The sequence below is a fragment of the Segatella asaccharophila genome, assembly GCF_054687055.1.
Map to the genome: position 1 here is coordinate 1 of NZ_BAACAN010000033.1, position 26,673 is coordinate 26,673.

At 37.9% G+C, this 26,673-nt stretch carries 26 protein-coding genes and 1 pseudogene; all 27 read right to left on the reverse strand.

What is annotated here, in order from left to right; all coding sequences use genetic code 11:
- Window positions 1–378: 378 nt before the first annotated feature.
- A complete protein-coding gene (locus ACYRYG_RS12435) occupies window positions 379–876 on the reverse strand; it encodes a hypothetical protein (protein WP_460198346.1) in 498 nt (165 codons plus the stop codon).
- Window positions 877–1,141: 265 nt separating this feature from the next.
- Window positions 1,142–1,375, reverse strand: a complete 234-nt coding sequence (locus tag ACYRYG_RS12440; RefSeq protein ID WP_460198347.1) for a hypothetical protein — start codon at window positions 1,373–1,375, stop codon at window positions 1,142–1,144.
- A complete protein-coding gene (locus ACYRYG_RS12445; RefSeq protein WP_460198348.1) occupies window positions 1,372–1,644 on the reverse strand; it encodes a DUF2335 domain-containing protein in 273 nt (90 codons plus the stop codon). Before ACYRYG_RS12445 ends, ACYRYG_RS12440 begins: the two co-directional genes overlap by 4 nt.
- 8 nt (window positions 1,645–1,652) lie before the next feature.
- Entirely contained in the window at window positions 1,653–1,925 is a 273-nt protein-coding gene (locus ACYRYG_RS12450; protein ID WP_460198350.1) for a hypothetical protein, read from the reverse strand.
- A gap of 208 nt (window positions 1,926–2,133) precedes the next feature.
- A pseudogene (locus tag ACYRYG_RS12455) lies at window positions 2,134–2,479 on the reverse strand (HigA family addiction module antitoxin).
- 62 nt (window positions 2,480–2,541) lie between these two features.
- A complete protein-coding gene (locus ACYRYG_RS12460) occupies window positions 2,542–3,090 on the reverse strand; it encodes a hypothetical protein (protein ID WP_460198351.1) in 549 nt (182 codons plus the stop codon).
- Window positions 3,065–3,823 (reverse strand): ImmA/IrrE family metallo-endopeptidase, encoded by a 759-nt coding sequence (locus tag ACYRYG_RS12465; RefSeq protein WP_460198352.1) that lies wholly within the window; start codon window positions 3,821–3,823, stop codon window positions 3,065–3,067. Before ACYRYG_RS12465 ends, ACYRYG_RS12460 begins: the two co-directional genes overlap by 26 nt.
- The gene (locus ACYRYG_RS12470; RefSeq protein WP_460198353.1) at window positions 3,807–4,145 is read right to left on the reverse strand and encodes a helix-turn-helix domain-containing protein; all 339 of its coding nucleotides are present in this window, start codon (window positions 4,143–4,145) and stop codon (window positions 3,807–3,809) included. Before ACYRYG_RS12470 ends, ACYRYG_RS12465 begins: the two co-directional genes overlap by 17 nt.
- A gap of 630 nt (window positions 4,146–4,775) precedes the next feature.
- On the reverse strand, window positions 4,776–5,300 hold the full coding sequence (locus ACYRYG_RS12475; RefSeq protein WP_460198354.1) for a hypothetical protein: 525 nt from the start codon (window positions 5,298–5,300) through the stop codon (window positions 4,776–4,778).
- Window positions 5,301–5,375: 75 nt separating this feature from the next.
- On the reverse strand, window positions 5,376–8,474 hold the full coding sequence (locus ACYRYG_RS12480; protein WP_460198355.1) for an SIR2 family protein: 3,099 nt from the start codon (window positions 8,472–8,474) through the stop codon (window positions 5,376–5,378).
- 8 nt (window positions 8,475–8,482) lie between these two features.
- Window positions 8,483–10,696, reverse strand: coding sequence for an ATP-binding cassette domain-containing protein (locus ACYRYG_RS12485; RefSeq protein WP_460198357.1), 2,214 nt, complete (start codon window positions 10,694–10,696; stop codon window positions 8,483–8,485).
- Window positions 10,674–11,666, reverse strand: a complete 993-nt coding sequence (locus ACYRYG_RS12490; protein ID WP_460198359.1) for a HesA/MoeB/ThiF family protein — start codon at window positions 11,664–11,666, stop codon at window positions 10,674–10,676. The genes ACYRYG_RS12485 and ACYRYG_RS12490 overlap by 23 nt, the downstream gene beginning before the upstream one ends.
- 94 nt (window positions 11,667–11,760) lie before the next feature.
- Window positions 11,761–12,771, reverse strand: a complete 1,011-nt coding sequence (locus ACYRYG_RS12495) for a ThiF family adenylyltransferase (protein ID WP_460198360.1) — start codon at window positions 12,769–12,771, stop codon at window positions 11,761–11,763.
- A gap of 111 nt (window positions 12,772–12,882) precedes the next feature.
- Window positions 12,883–13,083: a hypothetical protein gene (locus ACYRYG_RS12500; RefSeq protein ID WP_460198362.1), complete on the reverse strand. Its 201-nt coding sequence runs from the start codon at window positions 13,081–13,083 to the stop codon at window positions 12,883–12,885.
- 85 nt (window positions 13,084–13,168) lie between these two features.
- On the reverse strand, window positions 13,169–13,555 hold the full coding sequence (locus ACYRYG_RS12505) for a hypothetical protein (RefSeq protein WP_460198363.1): 387 nt from the start codon (window positions 13,553–13,555) through the stop codon (window positions 13,169–13,171).
- 750 nt (window positions 13,556–14,305) lie between these two features.
- Entirely contained in the window at window positions 14,306–14,713 is a 408-nt protein-coding gene (locus ACYRYG_RS12510) for a lipocalin-like domain-containing protein (RefSeq protein WP_460198365.1), read from the reverse strand.
- Window positions 14,710–16,233, reverse strand: coding sequence for a capsule assembly Wzi family protein (locus tag ACYRYG_RS12515; RefSeq protein ID WP_460198366.1), 1,524 nt, complete (start codon window positions 16,231–16,233; stop codon window positions 14,710–14,712). Before ACYRYG_RS12515 ends, ACYRYG_RS12510 begins: the two co-directional genes overlap by 4 nt.
- Before the next feature lie 21 nt (window positions 16,234–16,254).
- Window positions 16,255–17,277 carry an NAD-dependent epimerase/dehydratase family protein gene (locus tag ACYRYG_RS12520; protein WP_460198367.1) on the reverse strand — a complete coding sequence of 341 codons (1,023 nt, stop codon included), beginning with the start codon at window positions 17,275–17,277 and terminating at the stop codon, window positions 16,255–16,257.
- 16 nt (window positions 17,278–17,293) lie between these two features.
- Window positions 17,294–18,427 carry a glycosyltransferase family 4 protein gene (locus ACYRYG_RS12525; RefSeq protein ID WP_293432904.1) on the reverse strand — a complete coding sequence of 378 codons (1,134 nt, stop codon included), beginning with the start codon at window positions 18,425–18,427 and terminating at the stop codon, window positions 17,294–17,296.
- Between the two features lie 139 nt (window positions 18,428–18,566).
- The gene (locus ACYRYG_RS12530; protein WP_460198368.1) at window positions 18,567–20,162 is read right to left on the reverse strand and encodes a glycosyl hydrolase; all 1,596 of its coding nucleotides are present in this window, start codon (window positions 20,160–20,162) and stop codon (window positions 18,567–18,569) included.
- Between the two features lie 273 nt (window positions 20,163–20,435).
- A complete protein-coding gene (locus ACYRYG_RS12535) occupies window positions 20,436–21,398 on the reverse strand; it encodes an acyltransferase family protein (RefSeq protein WP_460198369.1) in 963 nt (320 codons plus the stop codon).
- A complete protein-coding gene (locus ACYRYG_RS12540; protein ID WP_460198370.1) occupies window positions 21,391–22,476 on the reverse strand; it encodes a glycosyltransferase in 1,086 nt (361 codons plus the stop codon). The genes ACYRYG_RS12535 and ACYRYG_RS12540 overlap by 8 nt, the downstream gene beginning before the upstream one ends.
- Window positions 22,455–23,600, reverse strand: coding sequence for a glycosyltransferase (locus ACYRYG_RS12545; protein ID WP_460198371.1), 1,146 nt, complete (start codon window positions 23,598–23,600; stop codon window positions 22,455–22,457). The genes ACYRYG_RS12540 and ACYRYG_RS12545 overlap by 22 nt, the downstream gene beginning before the upstream one ends.
- A complete protein-coding gene (locus ACYRYG_RS12550; RefSeq protein WP_460198372.1) occupies window positions 23,601–24,674 on the reverse strand; it encodes an EpsG family protein in 1,074 nt (357 codons plus the stop codon).
- A 6-nt stretch (window positions 24,675–24,680) separates the two neighbouring features.
- Entirely contained in the window at window positions 24,681–25,016 is a 336-nt protein-coding gene (locus tag ACYRYG_RS12555) for an acyltransferase (RefSeq protein ID WP_460198374.1), read from the reverse strand.
- Between the two features lie 146 nt (window positions 25,017–25,162).
- Window positions 25,163–25,906, reverse strand: a complete 744-nt coding sequence (locus ACYRYG_RS12560) for a glycosyltransferase family 32 protein (protein WP_460198375.1) — start codon at window positions 25,904–25,906, stop codon at window positions 25,163–25,165.
- A 15-nt stretch (window positions 25,907–25,921) separates the two neighbouring features.
- Window positions 25,922–26,548: an AbiH family protein gene (locus ACYRYG_RS12565; protein WP_460198377.1), complete on the reverse strand. Its 627-nt coding sequence runs from the start codon at window positions 26,546–26,548 to the stop codon at window positions 25,922–25,924.
- Window positions 26,549–26,673 lie beyond the last annotated feature (125 nt).

The following is a 26,673-nucleotide window of genomic DNA, read 5'->3' on the forward strand; positions in this document are numbered from 1 at the left end:
AAAGTCACATTTTCTCTTGAAAATTCAAATACATTTCATTTTTCAGATATCAGAAAACCCCTTTCATAGAATAACGTGACTATCCCAGAGAAGCGTTGTCAGATTTGAAGGCGGTTAACTAAACTAACTTATAACGTTTTTCCATTCAACTAAGATACAAGTCCCGATTCCGGGTCCGGCACAAGATCAGACATCCTTTAGCAGACTGGCGAACAATCCACCGGTTATTTTGTAATTTTGCACATGGTACAGCTTTGAATATCTTGAAGTTACGGCAACCTTCATTCGCAATAGATGCCATTGTTTACACAAAATGTCCGGATTGACCTATTCCTGTCTTTCGTCTTGTATTGTAGAGGAAGAGGTTCGATGACGCCTTTAGCAGGAACAAGTAAAAGTCATGTCCTTTCCCTGCGCAGCCGTCATCCTGTATACCGCCTCGCTGCCATCCTTCTTCATGATAAACAGCGAGCGCGGACGTTCTCCGGCCAGACTGTCGCCGGGTAGGATACGGTACCATGCATTGACATACCCGCAGTTGAACCGTGAGCAGATATATGACCTGATCACTTTCCCCTCCCACCAGTCATTGATGAGGCGAGGGAGCCACGAATATCGTTTAAATTGGATATGTATCTCCTTATCATTCTCCATGATTTCCTTCAACGCATCATAATATTTGCCGTCGGAGTACTCAATCTCATGCTGCCCATGGGGCGGATAGAACAAAATGTCATGAACAGACCTGGCGTCAAAGTAATAATGCGGATGGATATATCCGACATTGAAACCCTTCAATGTCATTTCATACGCAAGCATACTCCGCTGTTTCTGTGACATACCCTTTATCTTCCGCCAAATTTCTTCGTATGTCATTTTCCTGATTCTGTTATTCGTTCCCTCTTGCCGGATTTCGCTCATCTCCCAATGTCTTCCGAAAAGCAACATGTACCCAATTGATGTACATGTTGCATCAGCAAGGTACTCCAAGTGCTCCTGACTTTAAGTTAAGGACAGAATTGAAAAGATTGGAATGGGTTGACTAATTGGCCGGATAATCTTCTGATAAAGTCTAGGTAGCCTTCATTAGACTTTCTGAAGAAGATATAAAAGAGCTTTTGAACTTGTTCTAAAATAGTTATTACTCTTTCGGCAAATTCTGTTCTTCAGTTTCTTTTTTCCTAGAACTGTCGGAACGTTTATGTAGAACAAAAATTGTAGCTATAGATATAATTGTTACAGAAAAAATAATACCTGATACGGTATCGTGCCCTGCGACTGCAAGTTTATAAGCTCCCAAAAAGAAAAAAGCTACAAGGATTGCACCAATAAGGAGTCCTGCCCAATTTTGCCATACCTGATTTTTTATGATCATTTTTCGCTGGAATGAGTGTGCTCTTGTTCATTCTCAACCAGTTTCAGAAATCTGTCAGGAGAACCCGGTAATATGGACTGATACTCCTTAAGCACCTCTGGAGGAGGCAATGGACCATGAAAAGCCGTTAAATGTTGACTGGTTACAATGAGTTTTTGAGTAACTTCTCCACGTTGCTCTTCCGGAAGGTCCTTAAGAAGGTCAAGTAACTCCTTTGGAATGTTTCCGTTTTCCTTAATCTCGTCTTTCCTCTTCGAAGACTTATCCATAAGTTCTCTTATCTATTGTTGTCAGCAATTATATCCAAAGTATAGGTACCGACATTTTCCCAATATTTCCGTATTGACTGAGATGGAGACCGTTGAACTTCCTTCAAAAGCTCACGGTAAGAACTGCCGAAATCAACAAGCTTGGAAAATCCAGCAAGATAAGGATGCTTGTCAACTTTTACAATAGAATGTCTGGTCGAAGAATAAACGGTACTGCCATCACTATCCTTTACCCTGATCAGGCCGTCATCTTTATTTATGTAATATTTCTTAACAGTCATAACCCTATAATTTGTAGCAAATATAATGCTTTTATTTTAAATACGCTATATTTTCACGTTTTATTTACAAGCCCAACTTGAAAAACTGATATTCAATACAGCAGGACATCCCTTAGTCTCTGTAACCCTCAACCTAAAAAATCAATAATATCCTTGCTGAATAGAAAGAAAAAGACCGCATTTGAATGACATTAATATCCTTTCCCATCTACAACACCGCAGTACTTTTCCTTATGTTTTCCCAACCCTTGAGGAAGGATTTATCATAACGGGCCTCCTGTTTGTCATAATCCGCCTGCAAGCCAATCCAGATGTCAGCATCTATTCCGAGCGCAGCCTCCAGAAGGAGGGCATACTCAATAGTCACAGAACGGCCTGCCGTTAAGCATTTCATTAAGAGCAGACATAGAAATACCCGTCATATCAGCAAGTCTTTTCTGTGTCATTCCACGACTTTCTATTTCATCCTTAATCATTTCACCCGGATGTATCAGGTTCGATGACTCCAGGTTGTTTGCTATCATTCTTGGATCAATACCCTTCAGCGTAATCACATTTCTATTATTTGTAATGGTTCAACGGTTAATACTCTTACCATTGAAAAATTAGAATTACATCAATATTCATCCAGGTTTCTGTCCGGTATATATTTTGTAATGTCATAGACTGGGAGTTTAGCATCATTGATAATCTTAATATCATAAATAAATCGATTACAAACCTCAATTGTATAGATTTCCTTTCTAGTAGCAATTTTCAGTATATCCATAAGACCAATATACTCAATACCGTTAGCATTACAATAATCAGCCACGTCACGGAAATTGCTGCTTGCTATAACCTGCTTTCCATATTTAGCTATAGCCATGCATGCCCGCTCTCCGGCGCCAAAACGTGGGTTTTCTTTCTTTATCTTATAGTATTCCACACGAATGTCCTGATTACCGTCTGGAAATGGGATTCTCATAATATGACATCTTCTTATCCAATTATCCAGTTCTTCTTTCCGGTCTTCGAAAAACGGATGGTACGAGGATTCCCTGTAGACTTGATCCACTATCAACAGATGATGAGGAGCTAATATCCTCGGCAAGTCATCAATTTTATTGGCAGCCATAAAATGAGAGATGACGTCAGAATCAACCAATATGACCTTTTTCTGCATCCTTTTCCCCCATAAGATTAATATCCATATCACGCAGATAAGTATAATACTTTGCCTGAGAAATTATACCTTTATCATACAATTCTCGCGCCTTGATATTGTAGTCTCCCACCAATTCTGATCTATGGTTAGGCAAATAAAGACTTGTATCATAGCCATATTCCAATGCATCTGCCTGAACTTGATTTTTGTGCGAGCCAATAAACTTCTCTGTAATAAGTCCCAGATAATGCAAACGATAAAGAAGAGACAATCGTGAACAACGAAAATTATGCTCCACTTTCAAGAGTGTAGCTATTGTAATCCTATCCTTTTTCTGCTCTCCAATCGGTATCATTTGTCTGACACCAACTTCAGGAAGGAGCAGATAGGTAGCAAAATAATTGGCATAGATTTCTTCCTTGTCTTTGCTTCCATAAATATCTTTGTCGTATGAATAATGGAAATCCTTTTGAACGAGAAGATGATACAGCTCATGAGCTGCTGTAAAACGCTGCTTGCAATAAGGATCATCTGTATTGACCAACATAAAACACTTGGGCATCTTACCTTCACCGGCCTGTACTTTAATAGCCATACCGGAAAGAGCCTTCCCCAGAGGTTTGAAATAGCCGAGTATACCCTTATATTTCAGGATCTGATGAATGCTGACGGGATCAGTACTACGTACTCCCATTTCCTCACGCAACTGAGTAGCCTCATTTACCAAACTGATATCAATTCTCGAGTTCATGTGACATTTCCAAGTAATTCTGAACTATCTTCTGGAATGGAGCAATTTTCTTCAAGTCGATCTCTGCCCCATTATTACGGAAAGCGAAAACCAAGTCGGCCTGAAGTTTCTCCACATTTCCAGTCAGGAGATCATACTCCTCCACATTATAGATCGTAGCCAGTTTCTCCAGTTTGTCCATAGGTATTTCATTTACCCCGGCCTCATACTTATTATAGGCAGACTGAGTAATGCCCAGATATGTGCTTATTTGCTCCTGAGTATAGCCAAATTTCGACCTCAACAAACGCAAGTTTGCAGCAAGATTATCCTTGATAGACATAGTGATAAATTGTTATATTACTAATTATAATATTTATGAGTACAAAAGTAATAAAAATAATGACAATGATCAGCACTTACGAGTCATAAAAATCGCATATTACTCATTTTTAACTTAAAATATGACTTAGGGCATTTGTTCATACCAAGTATCTTAAATGAAGAGAAATCGAATATTTCTTCGTGGATCAATTGGTGAAATATCATCTTCATGACTTCTGTCTTATAGAGCAAGAGCAGTTTGTCAAAATCTGTAGTACTCAACATAATTCTTGATTTTTAATGTGAGCACAACGCAACATTTATTAAGGGGTCTTGCAAGATGCCTATTTTGGACGCTTACAACCAATATGAGGATTTTCTAAATATTAGAGTTCCATTTAACGAATAACCAGTGACTGAATCGTTGTTCACATAAGATGCCTCGATCGACATATTCCCCCTTCCGTCTTATAGAGGAAGAACTGTTTTTTAAAATCTGTTTTATCCTTGTTTTTAGATGTGAGCACAAAAATATCATTTATTAAAGGTTTATGTAAAATGCCTATGGGGGATACTTACAAGTATTTGCTTTGCCCACAGATCTCGCTTAACTATTTGCAAAATAGTATGCTTTTTAAGCATTAAGGTGCTAACAAGTAATATACACCTGCTCATATTCTTTCCAATCTCCAATATCCTCGCCTTGCTTCTTCAGCCAGTCACAAAGCCTGAGCATATTCTGTTCTACTTGGTCTTTCTCTGCTTCAAGCGTCCATTCCTCGCATGGAGCAGCAGTGAAGTAAGGAGCATACATAGCTAATATCATTTTGACGACTCTGGCGAATCCATGCTGAATGAAGAAATCCGTATGCTCACCAATTATCCATGAGAAATGGTTGAGGCATGTTTGCAACGCCTTGGTAGACTTCTGTAGTATCGTATTAGCGAGCATGTGATACTCAAACGCATAATCATTGATGCCATTGATTTGTACTGCTTGGAATAAATCGATGATGGCATTCTCAACATCTTCGTCCTTAGTTGAGACGAGACGTTCGGCTATTGTTCTGTTACCGCACAATTCGTTAAGTTTTGACTCTATCTTATTACGATAAACGATGTAGTCATCCTGACTTGACAAAACTTCCCCATGCCGTTTAAGAAAGTTAGACATTGAACGGATTAATCTATTCCAATGGTTAAGTTTAAGTTCTAATTCAAAGCTGGGTTTCACCGCATAGGCTTCTATTTAGTTGAAAGAGAGCTTCAATTTCTTATAGCTAGTTACTACAACACCTTCAGTTAGGTTTACATGTTCGTCTATCTCATCTATATCTAGATTTCTTTCACGACTAAAACTGACCGTTTTACCATCTGCCGTACGAATACCATTAGCCCAAAGTCCAAGACTCTGAGCTGCAAATGAAGATAGTCTCTTCACAAGATATTCATTTGGATTTTCTACAAAAGAGCAAGTCGCCTCTAAAGTAACATCATTCTTAAGCAAATTATCGGGAAGCCTTCTCAGCCATCTCTGAAAATTCTCTTTATCAAGTAGACCATGAAGATTAAAGATAACGAACGACTGTACCTCAGTCATTTCACTTTTCATCCATCTTTCAAGTGTGCCAAGATTCTGTCTATCAAGAGACTTCAGTCCTTTCCCCGCAGCAATTATGAGATGATTTTGATAGTCTGTTATCCCACCATCATAATTTAGGCATTTGCTAATAATTTCGTTGCAATATTCTTCGTCCGTAATATACTCCAACGCATTTTCAGCGAAATTTCGATCTTCTTTATAAAAGGGCCTTTTGTCATCTTCTACCCAATTATTCTTATCAAAGAGCTCCTTATAGGTCTCTAACCATGAAAAATATGGTACAACCTTTATGAAATACTGGGCAAAGATGAACAATGAATTTCTCAGTTGAGCCAAAGCCATGTCGTTATTAGTAAAGATCTTGCACCTAGTGCCTCTTAAGATATTTACCAATATTGTGGGCAACTCTTTTAGTAGAGTACCGTCAGAAGTGTAAGTAAACAGTTGTGCTACACGACAAGACATATCCATCTCTCCATAGAGAGCCGTACCTAAAATACAATATTGAGGATACATTCGATAGACCATTTCAACGACTTTCATCCAGAATTCCTTGCTAACAAGATTCTGTTGATTCATAAATGGAAAAAGGCCAGCCTTAATGAGCATCATAATGAGCTGGATCGAAGGCTTTACATTCCTGTCATTATCCCCTATTCTTATTACAATGTTACCCAACGGTTCTACTTGCTTTTCAGGAAATCCATCGTCATGCAGCGTTCTTATAAAATCATTCCATCGTATTATTCTCGGGTTTCTTTCAAAGATCTCACGTTGGTCCTTAACCAATATATTGTATATATGGTTAGGATCTTTACTCCATGTATTAGACGGCCTAGTTCTCAGAAGCAGATCAAATGCTGTATAAACAAGTTGATTGTCATCTGAAGTATTCAACTCACCAGCAATTTCTTTTACTTTATTATCCATAATATTTACGTCGGTGAATGTGCTGCCTAATAAGATTTTCACAAGTTTTGCATATGCTGTTATCGGTTTCCATTCTTCCAACTTGCTGCTTGCATCGTCAAAGTGAAAAGACATTAGGCTTCTGAGTATTAACGTATAATTCCTAACATCTTTGCTTGCGTGTTCCATAGGATTATCAGCTATATTACCTTGGGCGATGGCCGTCAACTCTTCATAGTCCGAATATTTCTGTAACAGATCTGGATCAGCGTTAATTTCTTGTCGCAATTTCGTTAAGTGCCCTTCATCTATTTTAAATTGCGAGAATGGCATATTATTGTCGCTCAATGCCAGCAATACAAGCCTGAGATTCAAAGAATTATCAGGCTGCTCGTCTATATATCGAGATAACATACGCAAAATATCACCTCTCGTGTATTCGTCTACCTTTTTCGTAATGACAGGGTAGGGAAATAAAAGTCGTCTCTCAAATTCTCGTTTCACAATGTCACTATCGTATTCAACAACCTGATTGGAAATGTTAAGAGGATCACGGTACTTGATGTTAACATTATCCCAAAGATTATCAGATTCTTTGAACTTTTTCAAGTCACCAAAGAATTTGAGTAATCTCTGTTTTCGGCTCTGTTTATTACCTTTGCCATCATAAATCTCTGAAAGGTTAATAATTTCAATGCCGTGATTTGTAAGCATCAACTGCTTATCCTTGGGAACTTCTTCATCATCGACATTGATATAGTATTTCTTTGGTAGCTTTTCATCATCATGGGAGCGGTCCTTAATATCCTTTACCCAGTTCATCCATAACAGGAAATTAGGATCATCACAGGAAAAACCGATAATACAGAAAGCCTCACGGAGAAGGCTGATACGCATCAAATCTACAAACGCTTCATGTTTCTTAGAATAAGAATCATAATCTTCTTGACAGATAATATATTGCAGATGAGTATCCTCGTCAAAACCATAGTCTGGACTTTGTTTTAGAGAACCATGAAGTTTGAAGATGCAAGGCTGCTGTCCTGATTTACTTATATCCCTGCTATTTCTGACAACATAATATTTTTGTGAACTGGAAGTTTTAAGTTTTGCAAGTTCATTTTCTTTTTCAGCTCTTTCAGCCGATAATCTTTTAATATCTTCTTGAGAAGAGCCTATTATAGGAACAGTATTATGACTGCTCTCAGAATATTCAGCCTGATTATTACTTGTAATACCTTGTGATGAGGAGGTCTTAATCGTAAGTTCTTTAATTCTACCACTTAAATCGTCTATGCTTTTCTTTAACATTTTTGCTTCCTTTGTATCCTTCTCTGTTACGATAAGGTCTTCATAAAACTCCAGTGCATTGTCATAGTTGAAAGTGTAGATATATCGTGCATTCAAGCTGAGAAGTTCACGATGAGTCGTCACATCTACTTCATCAGAAATCACATAACCATCTTCGGCCAGTCTCATTTTACCATTATCACCTTTTTCAAGTACAGGAGTTCTTTTTTCTATATAATGGTCTATTGCCTCATGATAGCCCCTACGTCTAACATAGTCAGAGGCAATTCCCAAATATCCGTACTTCCCGATAAGGTCATCATCTGATGCATGCCATGTTTGACGTTCTTCCTTATACATCTCCACCATCATGTCATGAAGCAATTCTTTCCACGCTAAGAACTTATTGGATATGTTCTTACTGAATCCCGCACCAATGATGAACGACATAGTTCCGTTTTTTAAGTGCTTGGCAATATCTTGTCTAGCCACTTTGAATTTACTCATCTTGTCTTTCTGGTTCTTTTGAAAAGTATTGTCGCTCATAATACTACTTACATTTTCTCTTTATACTGTCTCCAGTTCACACTATGGACAAAATCAGAGATTGATCCTTCAAACGTTATCTTACCGCCATACTTGCCTTTACCCGGGCCCATTTCGATGACATAGTCGCAAGCGGAGAAGCCGAGGATGTTATGCTCTATAAACAAGACAGTTGCTCCATGTGAAGACATGTCCTTAAATAGGGACAGTATATCAATCGCATTCTGGGAACTAAGGCCTCGCAATGGTTCATCAAAGATGAAGAGTTTATTCTTGAGTCGTTTGCCAATGAATTTCATCAGCTTCAGTCGCTGGCACTCTCCACCAGAGAGGGTGTCTGTAGTACGGAATAATGTCAGATAACCGAGCCCAAGTTTATGAAGTAACTCTAATTGCTTTTGTATAGAAGGATAGTCTGAGAAGATGTCATTTTCGAGCAGGTGGTCAAGGGTCACGTCCAGAATATCATATATAGACATTCCCTTATATTTGTATGACAAGGCTCCTTTATTATAACGCTTTCCGCCACAGTCGTCACAAAGCACATTCACTTTTATTTTGCCGAAGTCCACCTCATAAGTCAACATCCCTTTGCCTTTACAAGTCGGACATTGGCCTAAGTCCTTATTGAAGTTGAAGTAATCAGTATCAACCTTGTTCTCAGATGCAAAAACTTGTCGAATATCATCCATGATGCCACTATATGTTGCTATGGTAGATATAGAACTGCCACGCAACGGTTTTTGACTGATATATTCTGTCTTAGGATATTCCTTGGCTATATTTATTGCCAAAGTAGACTTTCCAGAACCAGAAGGGCCATATAATCCGGTAATACATTGAAGAGGAAATTCAACGCTGACATTTTTGAGATTATTTTCCGTTATATTCTTTACGGAAAGCATATCACTGAATGCAGACTTCCTAGGAAAAATAATTTTCTCTGTTTTTCGAATAGGCGTATCAATAATGCAACCGCCTGCATCACCTGCACCAGGTCCTATATATATATTATAGTCGGTCTTATTTAAGAAGTAGGGATTATGCTCTATCATCAGAATGGTATTACCCTCATCCCTAAGATACTCAATTCCATGGAGTATGGCATCGTATTCAGAGACATGCAGGCGTGCAGAAGGCTCATCGATGATGTACATCATATTGTCTATTTGTGAATTGAGGATATTCACAAGTCTGAGCCTCTGTAACTCTCCACCAGACAAGGTAGGTATGCTGCGGTTTAGTGACAGATAACCGAGGTTGCTACCGATCATGCCTTTGAGTGTAACGTTGACATTGAAAAGAAGTTGTCTTAACTCATCATTGACACCACTTTGTATCCAATTCTTAACCAGCGGCTGCAGTTCATCAACCTCCATTCTATAGAGCTCACCTATATTTTTCCCTCTATATTTATATGAAAGGACCTTATCAGAGAAACGAGTACCTTGACAATGCCTGCATGTCTTAACATAGCTGACATTCGCAAGTCTATGGGCACTTGATACATGTTTACTATCTCTCTCTAAAGAGTCAATATCTTCCAGGTAACCTATATATCTAAACCTATGAGTGCATGTCTTACCACTCTTCTTATAGGTTACAGAAAACTTCTCCTCCGTCTTACCATATAAAAGAAGATCTATCTGGCTCTTTGATAACTGAGACAATGGCACATTCAATGGTATGCCATGAAGACCTGCGTACTTCTTCAGCAGTTTTGAATAATATGTCTTCCGCCAAAGCGCAAAGGGCTTTTCAGAGATTGATTTATCCCAGTCTACCAATTCATTTGAGTCGACTACGGTCTCATATCCTAAGCCATTGCAATAAGGACAGGCACTTTGCGGATTGTTAAAGGAGAATACAGACGGTGAGACATGGTTTGCAGAAGAGAATAACAATCTGAAGGAACGATCTAAGCGCATGAAGGTAGCAATAGTGGAACGAGGGTTGGTATTATAATTGTCCTGCTTCATGGCTATTGCCGGAATGACATTCTCATAACCATCTATACGATAGTTTTGCTCTTCACCAACAGCAGAGTCAGTAACCTTAGCCCACTCATTCTGTGCTATAGCATAAATTGTCCCGTAGGCAAGCGAGCTCTTGCCAGAACCGCTTGGACCGGCTATGCCTATAAAACTGCCTTTTTTAATCTGAAGATCAATATTCTTCAGATTATTGGTTCTTATCCCTTTATAACTGATAATATTTTCCATGAATGCCACACCATTTACAATCCTCACGTCTGCACATCTCAAGCTGATGGAAATTCAAATCATTGATAGAAAACTCTGCACGAGTGTTAGTCATTACAAAATCATGAAGACCTGCAAGATACTTGAATGCCTCATTAGCTGTTATTGAGGCTGACAATGACGACAGTGGAGGAAAACTACCCAGCTTGCGGTTCTTGTTCTCCAGTTTTCTGATGTTTGTTGTATCAATAACATTTAGCTCGTCCATATTCTTTCTGAAGCACTCTAAGCAAGCGGTTTTGTCAGGAATGACAATCTGGCCGATAAGTGACTGATGCAGATTGTAGCCACCGCCAATGCAATGTGCTATGCCTTTCGCCATTGCATATTCACCAACAATTCGGCTCGTCTTATCAACAGTCGGGCTGTCAGCACAATTGATTATGAGATTTATCTTCCCAAATTCATGCCTTTTGAAAAAACCGCCATTAAGCCTATCGTTAATACCTATAACATTTACAACCGGGTCTGCCCCTTTCAAATATGAAGTAAAAGCATCTGTCTTTTTCTTTCCTATAGATTCTTCCGTAAAGCCTAACTGCCTGTGCAGATTACTCGACTCTACTTTGTCGTCATCAACGAGAATAAAGTTCTGTACGCCATCCATAGACAGACATTTTGCTACCCATGTACCGACAGAGCCAAGTCCTATTATCATCACGTTCGCTCCGCGTAGCCTTTTAAAAACATTATTTATTTCGTTGTGTGAGGAATAGTAATTCTCAAGTAGTGAGAACACTCTCGGATAGACTTTAAATTCAGAAAGATAATCCTCATCTATCTTTATAAGAACGTGTTGTTGGTTTAAAAAGGATAAAAGGTTAGAAATATCATCATATTGATCATCAGACAATTTTTGTAATTTCATCCATTGATCAATCGATGCCTTACCATCCAAAGAAAACAACATAGTTGATACATTCTTGTCCATTTTCAGAGTCACCGACTTCCTTATATCGGACAAGAAGAATTCTGTAAAGTCATCATTAGCAACTACTGCTACTGACGGTCGGAGTTTTAAAATATCACTTCTTACCACAAATTTTGCAATTCGGATTACGAGGAACGTTCAAATAGTTGATGTTCAGACTATCAAACAACAATTCCCCTCTGCCTTTAGAATAAAGGACATCTCCAGTAATAAGATAATTTATTATAACTATAGTCGCATAACTTACTGAAAATAAAGCCATAGACGAAAGTCCGCCTACTTCGAAAATACTGTCATTATACTCTCTATCGGTTACAGCTTCTACATTATATTTTGGTTGCCAATCTTTCAGAGATTCAGTAAAATAGGATGTATAGCAATCCACGCAAGGAGTGACATTAGGTACTATCAACTCTCCAGTGCTCATTAGATGTGCATCAAAACCGCCTCCAACATAAAGAGGGAGGTTAAGCTTATAACATTCACGGCCTATTTTCATACTAGTAAAGCCTATATAAGGTTCATCCATAGTGTTTATAACAAAGTCCGCATCGCCAAGCCACTTATCAAGATTGGTATCGTAATCTATGATAATATGGAAAGTTTTGTATTCCACTTTGTTATCAATCCTCTTTAAAGCATCTGCCAAAGATTCGACTTTGGATTTGCCTATATCCTCTTTTCGAAAATAGAAATGTCTCTCGATGGAATCCTCTGATATAATATCCTTGTCAACAAGTGAAAAATGTCTGACACCGGCCATAGCAAGTTGAATAGCAATTCCGGAGCCAATGGCACCTGCTCCGAAGATAAGGACCTTTATATTCTGAAGTTTCTTTTGACTATCGTAAGCCGAGCCTTCAAACAGGGAGTTGAAGTAATTCAGCTGGCGATCGTACCTATCAATATCGTCTTGTGAAAGAGCCTTTTTTCTCTCTTCATCCTTAGCAGGTATCAATAAAATTTTCTTTTGTAGGAGATAGTTCAAGAAAGCCTGCACATCCTCGTCCTCAAAGTCGATTCCGACCATACTGCACACTTGGTCTATAGTTGTTTCTCCATCTATATCGTTGATTAGAGAGATAACCATAGGTGTAACATTCATCGTAATACGCCTACGAGTAGTGATAAAGTAAAATTCCAATCGGTCATCACCAATCTTATAGACATCTACCGATGAATTTATAGAGTATATAGTTTGAGGATCTATCACGGTTTAGTACTGGACTACTCCTGCATTAACTTCAAGAAATTTTCCCCACTGCTGGGTATTGGCGGGCTGTGCATAACGAGTGCAAACACGTGTACAGCAATCACTTTTCCCGCCGCTGCAACCTGCGGTATAATCATTGTTCACGAAAGAGTCATTAATAACTGCAAACTTAAAGTTCACGTTCTTTTTGTTTACCTTCTTCATGTTCTTTATATTTTAATACAACGTTAAAGTAAAAATACGAACTTTTATTTAAACCTATATCAGTTTCTTCCTCTTCTTTAAGTCCTTATCTTTTCGGTACATACGTTTTGTGTCCCTTACTATTTATATAGTATTGACCGCCTCTCGATCCTGTATAGATGGGCTGACCACTCCCATAGTTATTGGCATTCGAGGAATAATCCCGTGCGCGAGTACCTTTACTGCCCGTATATAAATTCGTATTCCCCTGCGTCGAGAAATTATCCAAATTGGTATTATTGGATTCTGTCTTATAATGTCCACGTACAGATGTACCATCCTTTTTGCTATAGCCATTTTGATAGCTTACATTTGTATTGGTTGAAGATAATGTACTACCAGAAAAGGGATTGCTAATTGTAGAATTATATTGAGCAGATGCTGTACCAGCAACACAGAATAAAACAAATAATGAGACTAATAATTTTTTCACCAGTATATCTTTAAAAGGTTATTATGATCTAATCTATGACCATTCGCACTTGATAATTATTTTTCTAAGTACGTGTTCTCTTTACTATGAAGTTCTTAGATCTATTGTTTTTCTTAGCAGCTGATCAGATTAGGTGAAGGGTTGTCGGACGAGAGAGACTGAAACAAGAACGACAAAAAGGTAATCAACAGCAGTCGTGAAGTGCTTCAGTAGATTCACGGTTCAAAAATAAGAAAAAAATCAGAAATGGGAAACGAATTGTTTTGTTTTTTACAGTAAATAGAATCAATCAACAGAAATAAGCGTTCTTTTTGATCAATTATAAACCTCAGTCCTGTTTCTTAATCAAGAATAGATAGAGGATAATGGTTGACAGACCAAATCAAACTAGGCAGAATTAGACAGAAATGAAGTATCTGTCAATATGAGGAATAACTAAAATGCTGAACAGAAATAGACAATTACGACCTCCAATAATCTTTGTGATGGACTTAGCAGGAACACCGACAATAACAAGACTCTGGTCAAAATGATTATCGAAAATTAAGTTATAAAAATCCACGATAGCATTATCCGATATAATTGCCCTCTTTGGATTCATTAACTGGCTGAATTTAGGCCTATTTCCATAACTATATGCCAAATTTTTCATCCCCTCATACACTTCCATGATCTAGCCAGCGACCTTGTCCCGGTTCTATATCCATCAGCAACTAAAACCATTTTTTCATGATAAGTCATCACTTATTATCAATACCTTTCGAAACCCAATTGCAGCAGGCTGTCGCGCAAGATCATATTGCTGCCACTCAGATGCAGGATCTTAAAGTGCTCATTCAGCGAGTTGACACCTAAAGCCTTCACCGGATCAGTATTCTTTAACAGTGAATCCTGATGCCAGTCATGAACATAAGGAGCATAAAGCCTCAGCGTATCACTGTATCGCTCGTGAAGAAAAAAAATAGTTCCTACTTCTGCTAGCCGACCTTCTATCTTCCAGAAACTGTTAACCTTTGAGAGATTTCTGATTCCTCCTGTACTTAACGTATCTATCTCTTTCAAATGCCAATATCCGTCCAACTGCCCATTACTATACGTATGTAAGTCACAGGACGCCAACACCATAACTCCTAAAATGAAATATAATAGCTTTCTCATAGGATTCCGACTTTTACAACTGAAAACTGAAAACCTTTGTTATTCCCATAGATACCCCCGGCATCCAGCCCGAGAGCACCTTTGACATTCCACCCATGCTTAAAGGTATAGTTTAATTCCAACAACATACTGAAATCATTCTGCACAGGCAGATAGGGTACCTTATATGTACCCCAGCCTTTCTGAAGCGTAGTCAGGACACGGTAGGAAAGCAGATTATCCGACTGTACCTCTCCCCTTTCATTCATCCGTGCATTCAGGTAACCATCAAAGCCAAGATGCCATGCAAAAAACCGGTTATTCTGTACTCGGATCTGGCCATTGTCATTATAGATAGGAGAACGATAGAGAGGATTCCCCATCACCTGACCCCAATGCTGCCAGGAACAATAAATACCGTGATTGCAATAGTCATCATCACCAGCGATATGATAGGACACCAGCGTACCATGGTCATGATAGATCGGCCCGCTCTGATACTTGGTATACAGATATTCTGCCACCACATCCCTCAGCCAGGTACCTCTTTTCAGATTGAGTTCCGATCCCAGCATGATATCCTTGAAATCATAAAGATAAAACTTCCACTTCTTTTTATCGTTCCATTCGCTGCCATGACCATAACCGTCATAATCAACAAAGAACATCTGGGAATGATCCTCAAAATAATGGTCCCAATATAATGAGATGCAATAAGAAGGTTGATCATACCGGATTCGGCCGACCCAGCTTCCAACCTGGTTACCTTCAGCATTAGCAAACTTTCCCTCTCCGGGATCACCGCCTCCACACCAAAGAATATCCCAGAAATCTTTCAGCCCATGACCGCCACATTTTACTGCCCCATCTGTAGCATAACTCCTGCCACCAAACTGCGTTGCCATCTCAAGGCCCAATTCCACGGTCAGTGGCTGTTCCGGATTTCCGAACCTCAGATATCCGGCTTTAGAATGATAAAGAACCTGTTGGCAGTACATCGAGTTTTTATCCGTGAACTTTCTCTGCCAGGCATCATCAGTAAACATCCCGTATGCGATATGCCCCTTGATATAGAGCCATTTCCATATTCTCTTGTATTCCGGCAGTGCGAGCCTTACCTGAGGCACAGGCCGGGCATTGATGCCCAGGGCTTGCGAGCCCGATGACAAGAACTGGTTCTTCAACTCCATCGGATACTCCTTAGATCCAATAGTCAGTGCCCCATGCAACCATTTCCCTTCCACGTATGCCTGTTGCAAGATCAGCGAAGATGTATAGTTATAGGTTGCAGCCAATTCCAAGCCAGCACCCCAGCTTATTTTTCTATTCTCAGTAAGATTATCCTTTTTCTCTACTCCAGCCAGGAGATACCCATTGGATTTCTCCAGCGAAGACAGCCCGTAGTGGTTTGCGTTCAGCCATAACGGAGTCGTCCGGTTCGACACCGAACTCTGTGCCTCTACTTTATAGCCAAAAGCTTGAGCAAAAATGTGAATAGGCCACAAAATGATGACTAAAAACAAAAATATTTTACCTTGCATCTACTGACGTTAATTAAATCTCTATTGTAGATACATTTTATCATTATCAATGAACCAATCATTAATAGCTCCTTCAAAAGTCCATTTAAATTGATAATCAGATTCCTTTAATTTCTTTCCACAGATATTTGTAGAAATCTGAAGTTTTCTGACTCGTGCAGGGCAAATACCCATCGGTGCACCCAATGCGCCAATTACTGCTGCTGTTGGCATGATAAGCCAATTAGGAATGTCAGGAATCCAAGTTTTCAATCCCGTCACCTGTTTCATGGCCTCACAGATATGCTGAATTGTGTAAGCAGGTTCGTAACAGCAGTTATAGAGTTCTACGCCATGAGGATGCTCCTCTACGCGATACATCATGAATCTTACGAGTTCTTTTACATAGATACAAGCCTTGATGGTATCTTTACGACCAGGATATGCCATCTTATGACCTCTTATAGCCCAGTAAAGACGTGTGAAGTTACCATTCTCGCCTTTACCGAAAACGACTCCCGGGCGGCAGATGGTGAGTTGACGATTAGCAGCATCTTTCGCTTGCCATATCATGTGGATCTTCTCAGCAACAAGCTTTGATATTCCGTATGCAGTATTAGGCGTTGGCAATGTAGTCTCAAACTTCTCATCCTCTGCAGCGCCATATGGAGCTATTGAAGACGTAAAGACTATTCGTTTGATACCATACTTCTCAGCAAACGCTGTCACATTTTCAGCCCCGAGAATATTCGTTTCGAAATACTCATGATCGGGATAGCCCGGTGTGCGGTGAACTGCTGCAAAGTTGAAGATGATGTCATCAGATGTAGGAGTAAATGGTAAGTTCTCAATCGGCTTCCTCACATCATATTCTATATATATGGAAGGCAGAGTCTCTCCAACCTTCAAAGCCTTATGATATTCTGCATGACCCGGTAAAGGCAATGGAGTTCCCGGCTTGACGATGTCAAGGTTGTAGATGTTTGCCTCTGGATGAAGCTGATGAATCAACTTCGTAAGATGTGTACCAATAAAGCCGGTACCGCCAGTAATAATATAGTTCATTGTAACAATCTTCTTATTAGTGAATATTTACTCCGTTCTTCTTAAAGTCAGCATACTTCTCTTCTACAAACTCCTTGATTTCTCTTTTAAAGCGTTCTTCAGAGAATCCTTCTGCCCAAGCCCGAACCTTTTTGTAATCAAAGGGCTTGTCACTTAACTCTTCAAAATGATTGACTGCATCAATCAAAGCGTCGGCTGTTTGCTCATGAAAGAAGATACCTGTCTCGTTTTCCTTTACGGTTTCAAGAGAGCCACCCTTTCCGTATGCAATAACAGGTGTGCCACATGCCTGGGCCTCTATAGGCACCATGCCGAAATCTTCATCAGCGGCAAAGACAAAAGCTTTAGCTTTTTGCATTTTCTCCTTGAGCACTTCAAATGGTTGGAATCCCATAATAGTGACATTGTCTTTTGCCTTTTCCCTTAGCATTTTCAACTGTGGACCTCCACCGATCACTACCAGCTTCTTATCCGGCATTCGGTTGAATGCATCAACTATCATATCCATCTTCTTGTAAGCGACCAATCGACTGCTTGCAAGGTAGAAATTCTCTTTATGCTCGCAGAGTTGGAATCGGTCGACATCTATATTAGGATGAATAGTCGTTGCCTCACGCCTATAGGTTTTTCTTATGCGCTGGCCTACATAGTCAGAATTGCTGATGTAATAATCCGGACGGCTGCCACTAACAGCATCAAACTGTCTTATTGGATGAAGTAAGAGCCTAACAATCCAACTTTTCAGTCCTTTGTCAAGGTGAGACTCTTCAAGGTATTCGTTGTACATGTCCCAGCAATACCTGATAGGACTGTGACAATAACAGATGTGTAGTTGGTCCGCCTTTGTCAAAACACCATGCGCCACACAATGAGATGAAGAAATGACCACGTCATATCCACGCAGATCGAACTGCTCTATTGCAAAGGGGAACAATGGCAGATAAGCTCTGTGCTTCTTTGTTCCCAATGGCATGTGTTGGATAAATGAAGTGTGCACTTTCTCCCATGGAATGCCTAATTCATCACAAACCTCTTTCTTGGCCACAAGGGTGTATATGTCCGCTTCGGGAAATACATCTAGTATAGCTTTGACTACTTTATCTGACCCTCCTACAGAGACGAGCCATTCTTGTACGATTGCTACCTTCATAATTATTCGTTGTTCATCTTATAATGCTATTTAGTTTTTGCTAGTATCACTTTTATTAAGTCATGACACTTTTACTCGGGATGTCATGTCATCATTGCTACGAAGTCATAAAAATGCAATTATAGAAAAAAGTAAAAAATCAGTATTTCTCAACCGCATAAACAACTCCTGAAGAAACTTTTATTCTTCCGTCAGTAAGCGATAAACTGTTACCCATATAATCATAAAAATCATACGGGTTAGCTACTATTTGGTAATAAGAAAATCCATCTTTACACCAATACGCCGAGACACGTCTGCCATCTGGTCTCTTCCATTCTGCTTTATAAATACCGTCATTTATACTTAGTACAGGCCTTATCGAACCATTCGGCAACATCCGTATCAGAGTCTTATAAGCATAGTAAGCAGGCTTGGGACTAAGGTCTGCATGAACCATTCCAAAGTTGTCTTCACTGTAATATGGATCAAGTTCATTTGAACGAAACTTATACCAGAAAACCTTATCTACTCCGTAAGCAAAAGCTATAAGATGTATTCTCGCAACTCGTCGAGCTTGTTCATCCTCCAAATTAACAAGTCGCAGAGTTCCCATTCTTGTTTGTATGATAATATTGCCCCTAAGGTCACTATTCAATTGATACAACGCTGCTGTAGCACCTCTGTAATTACTATCACCGGCAAAAGATATTGGAGTCATCTTGTCCTTACCTTGTAATAGAGCTTCTGTCAGATATCGAGGTGTCATCCCATTTCCTGGCTTATAGAATGAATATTGGATTCCAAAATTTTCGTTAGCTCTATAGTAAGTAGGATTTTGAGGAGCTTTTAATCGCTTCGCATCGCCATCCCAATAGAATAATTGACCTATGTGTAATTGATTTGCATAGGCTTTGCCAACAGCTTTATTTATTGTGGAGTCATAGTAAAAAGGAGCACCGTATGGCAGAACGATAGTTCCTCCTTTCTTTACGTACTCTAACAATGACGGAAAGTATTCTGAGTAGAATGACTCGGTTTGCGCCAAGATCAGAACAGGCACATCCTTGGGAGAAGTACTTTTTAACTGGTCTAGCGACAAATAAGCACACTTCCACCCTTGCTTGATGATATATTCGTTAATCTCATTTTCTTCAAGTGAACAATAAGCATGGGGTACATCATTTATCACTCCAACTGTAAGATGCTGCAACGATATACCACACTTACTAAGGGAACGAGGAACTACTTTTGTGAAAAATGCGTAATTTGTATCATCTATATTATATTTCGCTGTGTGCATTCCACACTCCGTCATCCATATCGGCTTATTCCAATGATATTTATCCATGTTGGCCTTAATGATATTCATGAAAGAAGGTATATCTTCTGGCGATCGGTAAGTATGGAAGTTCATGATATCAAAATACCTATTGGCACCATATTTCATTATCGAGTCCAATACCTCGTAATGAGTATCACCAATTCCGGAAAATAGAATGTTAAGTTTGGATCGTGTTTTTTTTAGACCATATAACGCCTTTAGGTCATCAGTATAATGGCGCCCTAATGATGGTACCTTGCTGTAATTAACTTCATTCTGAAGTTCCAAGTATGACAAGTTCATTATATAATGTTTCCGCAACGTACTTAGCAATGAGCTAAACTGGTCGTTTTCATCCCATCTGCTCTGAAAAAAACGTGGATCTGTTGCAATTCCCAGAAAACCAAGCTTACAATTACCAAGTACTTTCAATGTCCTGTCTAATATAGCCGTATTGGAATTATTAACCATATTGCAGGTCAAGTCACTCCTAACTATATTACACTCAAGATTTCGCAGCATTGCCGACTGTTCTTCTAACGTAGTGTTGTCTGCCTTCTTATCGGTAAAAGTGAAATGGGCACACATACCATAAGGATCAACCAATCTGCTGGAACCTTTAAATATCGGCCTCACCGTCTGTGCGATTCCCAAAGACGTGAAGGCGATGCTTAACAGGACGAATATTATTTTGAGAGAATTCACTTATCTTCCTCCGGTTAATAATCTACTATATTTTGGAAAAACTATGTTTAAACCATAATAGAGTAACAGACAACACACTATATCTGTAACCGTTAATAATAGATATGACCACCATGATGTACTAACTTGTATAATCATTGGCTTCAGATATGTTAGCAAAATATCATGGCAGCAATAAATAAAGAAAGTTGCTGAAGCCAACGTCATATATAAGCTATTATCTGAATTAGGCATCAGCTTTGCTATAGAAATCAACGACAGCATTCCTGTTAGTATCATTAATCTTTGCGCATAACCGAATGCAAGCTGATGACCCAAAAATGGTAGTGCAAAAAGAATAACAATAAAAATTACATAGAACCAATATCCTTTCAGTTTGCTTGAACTGTAACCTTTGAACCTTAACCATCCACCAGTTGCAAAAAATGTCAATGCGATAAATATTCCTTTATCGAACGGCTTTATTCCTATAAGCCATAGAAGCAACAATAGAATGATTACTACCTTATGTCTACAAAGATAATAAATCATAGGTGAGGCTATCATTAATATCATCAAATTCCGAACATACCATAATGGACCATCCATAGGGCTCGATCCTGTTCGTCCAGGGAGGTCAATAACCCAAAATGATTTAAAGAAATCGACAATATTAAAACCATTATTGATGGCATATAGTAAATACGCAATAAGATTCCATAGCAGATAAGGTACAAGTAAGGATTTTGCTCTCTTTTTTATTTTAGAGATATAGAAGTTCTTGCTAAATGCTATGTCCCTTGAAGGGAAAAACAAATAGCCCGAGATTAACAGGAACATTGGAACCGCTATGCGTCCATAACCTTCTCCTAACAATATTTCAAGAATCCCCCCCCCATCAAGAGAGGCGTGAATGAGGACTACTCCTATAATAAGTGGCAGTCTAAGAACACTAATAACCTTGCTGTCAACGTCACTAATCATTGGTTACACTTTTATATAATTCGCACAACTTTTCTATCATCTTGTCTTCTGTAAAATTATCACGGAAGAAACTAATCGAATGCTGAGATAATCTTTGATAATCATATTTATTGTCAAGAATATCCTTGATTTTTTCTATCGCTTCATCTTCTGTCTGGAAAATGAATCCATTGTATTTATCGCTTACAACTTCGTTGTTTCCCTTGACATTGCTTGCTATTATAGGTAATCCAACCGAAGCAGCCTCAATAAGACCATAAGGCAATCCCTCAAATCGTGAAGTAGAGATATACCAATCAGCCATCTCCAAATATTTGGATGGGGTTCGTGTAAAGCCTGTAAATGTCACTTTAACTCTCTCATTTTCTGCATCACGTTCCAATTTTTCCCTATCTTCTCCGTCACCGACCCAGGTAAATGTAATTCGATCATCATCCTTAAAGGCCTTGGCTATTCGATACATCTCATCCATATTCTTTTGATAGTCAAAACGAGACAAGGTGACAAAATTACAAGGCCGTTTATGGGAAGCCCTAACTGCATGAATGGGGTCATCTATTCCATTGTAAATTACTAATGTATTGTTATCCAATGAAAAATGACGTTCAATTGCCATTTTCTTTTCACCATTTGACACACAAATATATCTATCGGCAAAAGGAGACAACAATCGCCCGATGATAATAGATGCCGTAGCTTTCATTCCTGAAGCGTATGTATCTGATATTCCATGGTATGTATGGATAACCTTAACTTTAGGACAAAGTATCTTTAGCAACCTTGAATACATTCCAGCACCATTGCCATGCGAATGTATTATTCGTATGCCCTCTTTCTTCACTAAGTTTCTAAGTTTCCATAACGCCGAAAAAGTAAACTTCCGATATGGTATATCTACGACTCTAATTTTATCATTATGCCTCCATGCAGTTCCGTATGGCTCACCAATGGGACAGGCTACATAAAGTTCATATTTATCTTCTAACCTATTAATCAGCTGTGCTACATGACGTGGGCCGCCACCAAAATCAGCTCGAACGGTAATATATAAAATTTTCATTTTAGGATATTTATCCATTTCTTTACGATTCCTTCAGGTTTGAAAATATCAATATAATGCAATCCATTTTCTGCCATTGATAATCTTAATTGTTTGTCAATCATTAACTTATAGAGCTTCTCAGCAAATGTCTTTCTATCGTTGTATGCTATACAATATCCATTGTATCCATTTTTAACAATATCATGCAAAGCATGGAAACTATCGAATACAATCGGAACGCATCCATTTTGAATAGCCTCCGTAAGTGACATGGGAAATCCTTCACAAATTGACGTCATTATAAATATGGAAGACTCCTTATAGAAATCAAGTACATTCTTTTGATTTCCATAAAATTTGACGTTTCTCAAATTATTTTCGATACAGTATCTTTCATAAGCCCTCTTGTGAGGACCGTCACCAATTATTTTTAATATCCAGTCTTGCGTTTTACCAATATCACATAGTTCCTTCCAAATCATTAAGGCTTGAAAAATTCTTTTTTGTCCTTCGACAAGTCTTGAAGACATCAAAATGATTTTTCTTTTGTTTGGAAGCTCAGAAACCGAGATATTATTTCCAAAGGTTAATGGGTTAGCAATAGCACATATTTTTGAACTATCTATATGATTGTCATAGAGGTTGAGAAGATCTTGTATATATGATTTAGATAGAACTATCATTTTATCACTATTGTCAATCACAAATTTCAATGACCTCTTACGCTTGTTATAAATTCTATATAACCATTTAGCTATCTGGTATTTCAGAAATATTTTTAGATATAAAGGACGAAAATCAGGAACCTCAACATTATAATCCATATTACAATAATCTGGATTCATATGCAAAACAGAAATGACTTTACATGAGGGATGGGTAGTCTTATATTCCCTAAAAAGATTAAAATGTTTCCTGCTTCTCGATGTCTGATTTATGATATAATCAATTTTGTTTCTTTCACAGAAGCTAACAAAATTGTCACCTTTACAAAGGTCTATCCTTTTTTGGGTAATATAAAAGGGAGAATCTTCTTGCCAATAATTACAATAAAAGCAATGATAGCCCTCTCTTTCTAATTGTTCTGAGGTAATACTCGTTACTCTGGGAACACCACCGTGAATAGGATTCTCTAAGTTTTGAAAAAATAGGATGTTCATCTAATTAAATATTGATAAAATCGATTTATACGGAAAGATACCACAGTCGTCTTTATATATAACATAATAACCAAAATATGCAATGCTTATTACTATATACGTAAGCTTAATAATTGTAGCTTTCTTTCTGTTTTGAAGAATATATGGAATGTAAAAGCAGACCGTAATTATGAGAAAATACAGATTAATTCTAAAAATAAGTGCATTGATTGTTATGAAACTTCCTACAAAAGCTTGTATAATAAATAACCAAAAAAATATATAATTTTTATCTTTTATTCCATTCCTATAATCAAAAATCCTTTCTATAATATTTAAAGCACAAAAGCAAAAATAAAATAATGCTAAATATGATGTACCTGATTTTTCAGTAAATGCATCATATTCCTTCTCTGCAAAGTATGTATCTATAATTGGTGTTAGAATTGTTGATGTTACAGAAATAATTGCAATTAAAACTAATAATAAAATAACTTGATTCTTTATTGATAGCTTAATATTCAAAAGTATCGGCAAGGCTAAACATATGAAAGCACTTTGATGCATTGTACCCGCTAATAAATTAATAAGAATATAATAAACATATTTTTTTTCTCTCAATAATGTAAATCCAAAAAGGACTAATGACATAGCCAAGCTCTGTCTAATTGCACTCATACTGAAAGAAAAAAGATCAAAAGCTATATACATGATAAATCCCATAAGAGGATTAACTTTACTTCTATATATAGCTAATGTAAAGAAAAAGCAGGTTATAAAAGATGTAATAAAAATAAAAATAGAATATCCATACAAACTTGTACCAACAAAATGAGCAACTATATATTCAAGTATGGTGAATCCTTTCTCAAATCCTCCCACTTGTTCATTCTCAATTATATCGTTAATACCTAAAGCATTCTGAAATAAATATCCCCTAAAATAGCTTCCAGAAGTATCAAATCCCACATTGATATCTCTAAATCCACTAACAATTGTTATCAATATAAAAGCATATAAACAGAAGAGTTTATATTTACTTTGCAGGAAAAAATATCCAGCAGCAAGCAATACTACGAGAATAATATAAATCATTATTATTTATTTTTTCTTGATAATTAACAGATCTTGTCTATTTACTACAATACTATTCTCAGGAATACTTTTATAGACAATTGTATTAGCACCAATAACACAGTTATCTCCAATTTTTACTCCTTTTAAAACAACAACATTTGATCCTAACCAACAATTATTGCCAATTGCAATCTCACCAATCGTAAACCCCTGCTTGTAATACGGAATCCCATTAATTTCATGCTTATGATTATGATCGTAAATTCTGACATTCTCACCGAATATACAGTCATTCCCAATAGAAACCCTATGTAAACATGTTATAGAACAATAATTGTTAAAAAAAACATGTTTACCCATGGATAATAATCCCTGGGGCCCGATATTTATTGATAAACCCTTTCTAAAATATATACTATCTCCACCCCATAACGAAAAAAAATGCAATCTGTTTCGAAACCTGAGCTTAAATCGTATAAGTCTTAAAAATCTACTGAGTGATTCTATCATTTTCTAATACTTTTTCGTTTTAACCATAATATCAAAGAAGTAAAGTATGGGCCTAGTATTCTTTTAAGCTTCATCTTCCTTTTTGCCGTTTTTCCTAACCATGATCCTGAGTAGAGATGAATAGAACGGGTATTATCCGTTATAGATAGCTTAAAGGTTATCTCATTCATGGGGTCAAAGAAATCTGATGGATATATATATAATCCATCAATTTCTTGATATTGATTATTTATTATAAGTCCCTTGCCTTTTAGGAGTTTTGTTGTTATAGAAACAACTGTTTCTTGGTATTGAAGATTTACTGACGTATGGAAATGGATATCTCTGTAATATTCTAGAATTGACTTGTAGAAATCATTTCCAATCGAAGCTCCTAATCCTAATCCTGGATTAACCCACAATTGAATTGTATTACTATTGTTTGTTTTTTCAAACCCCATGAATGGACCGCGGGCTATGATATCGTCCATGTTGCGGATCACCTCGACATCGGTATCGAAGTACAGACCTCCGTACTTGTACAGAATGTAGAACCTGGCATAGTCGCTAACAAAGGCGTATTTCTTGGCCTTGTAAGCTTCAGCCGTATAGGGTATGATGTTCACGTTGAAGTTGCTTTCGTTCCACTCCTTGATTTCATAATCAGGCAGGAACTTGTGCCATGACGCTATGCACTTCTTCGCGCTCTCCGGCAGCGGATTGCCGCCGAACCAACAATAATGTATAATCTTGGGTATCATATCTTTCTATAATTCTTATAAGCTATTAGCAATTGTATGAATTACGGATGTACTCATCCGGGATATATCCTTCTTGAATTCTTCGTATTTATTCATCTCAAACTTATCACCATTCTCTATATCCTTGCAAAGAATGACATCGAAGTTATTAAGCGCATACAATTTATTGGGTTGTATGCCACTCTCGCGAAGGCTATATTTTATATCATCAGCCGAATCATTGTTGTAAGTGAAGATACGAATATACTTGCGTTTATATCCATTTGCCTCATCATCACTCTGCACTTTGAAGAAATGGCGGAAATAGACAAAATCCATCCCGCTGATAGAATGTCCGAAGAAAACGATCTCGTTAGCACTATTCAAATCTTCATAGAGGTTGTTGGAGCGATAGTACCGACTGGAGCTCTTATACATGAACTTATATGGTTCCGGAATAATTTGCTCACCCTCCACCCCCAATATAATGTTATCATCTGGTGCTAATGAGCCATGTACATGGCACACTTCTGGCTGTGCTTGAACATCCAATCTCTCTGATACATCATTTATATCCGTGTAGTTGAAAGTATAAATCTTATGGAAAAGCCCAACTTCCATCAAGTCTTTAAAGGCACGTTCAGCTACACTATTATTCTTCATATGAAACGTACATGATTGTCTTTCGCCAAAGGGAATGAAAAGGGATTTTTTGTATCTTTGCCACAGTATAAATCCTTTAATCCTTTAGATATGGCGAATCAGAAGCAAGAAGTCTCCTTTTCAGA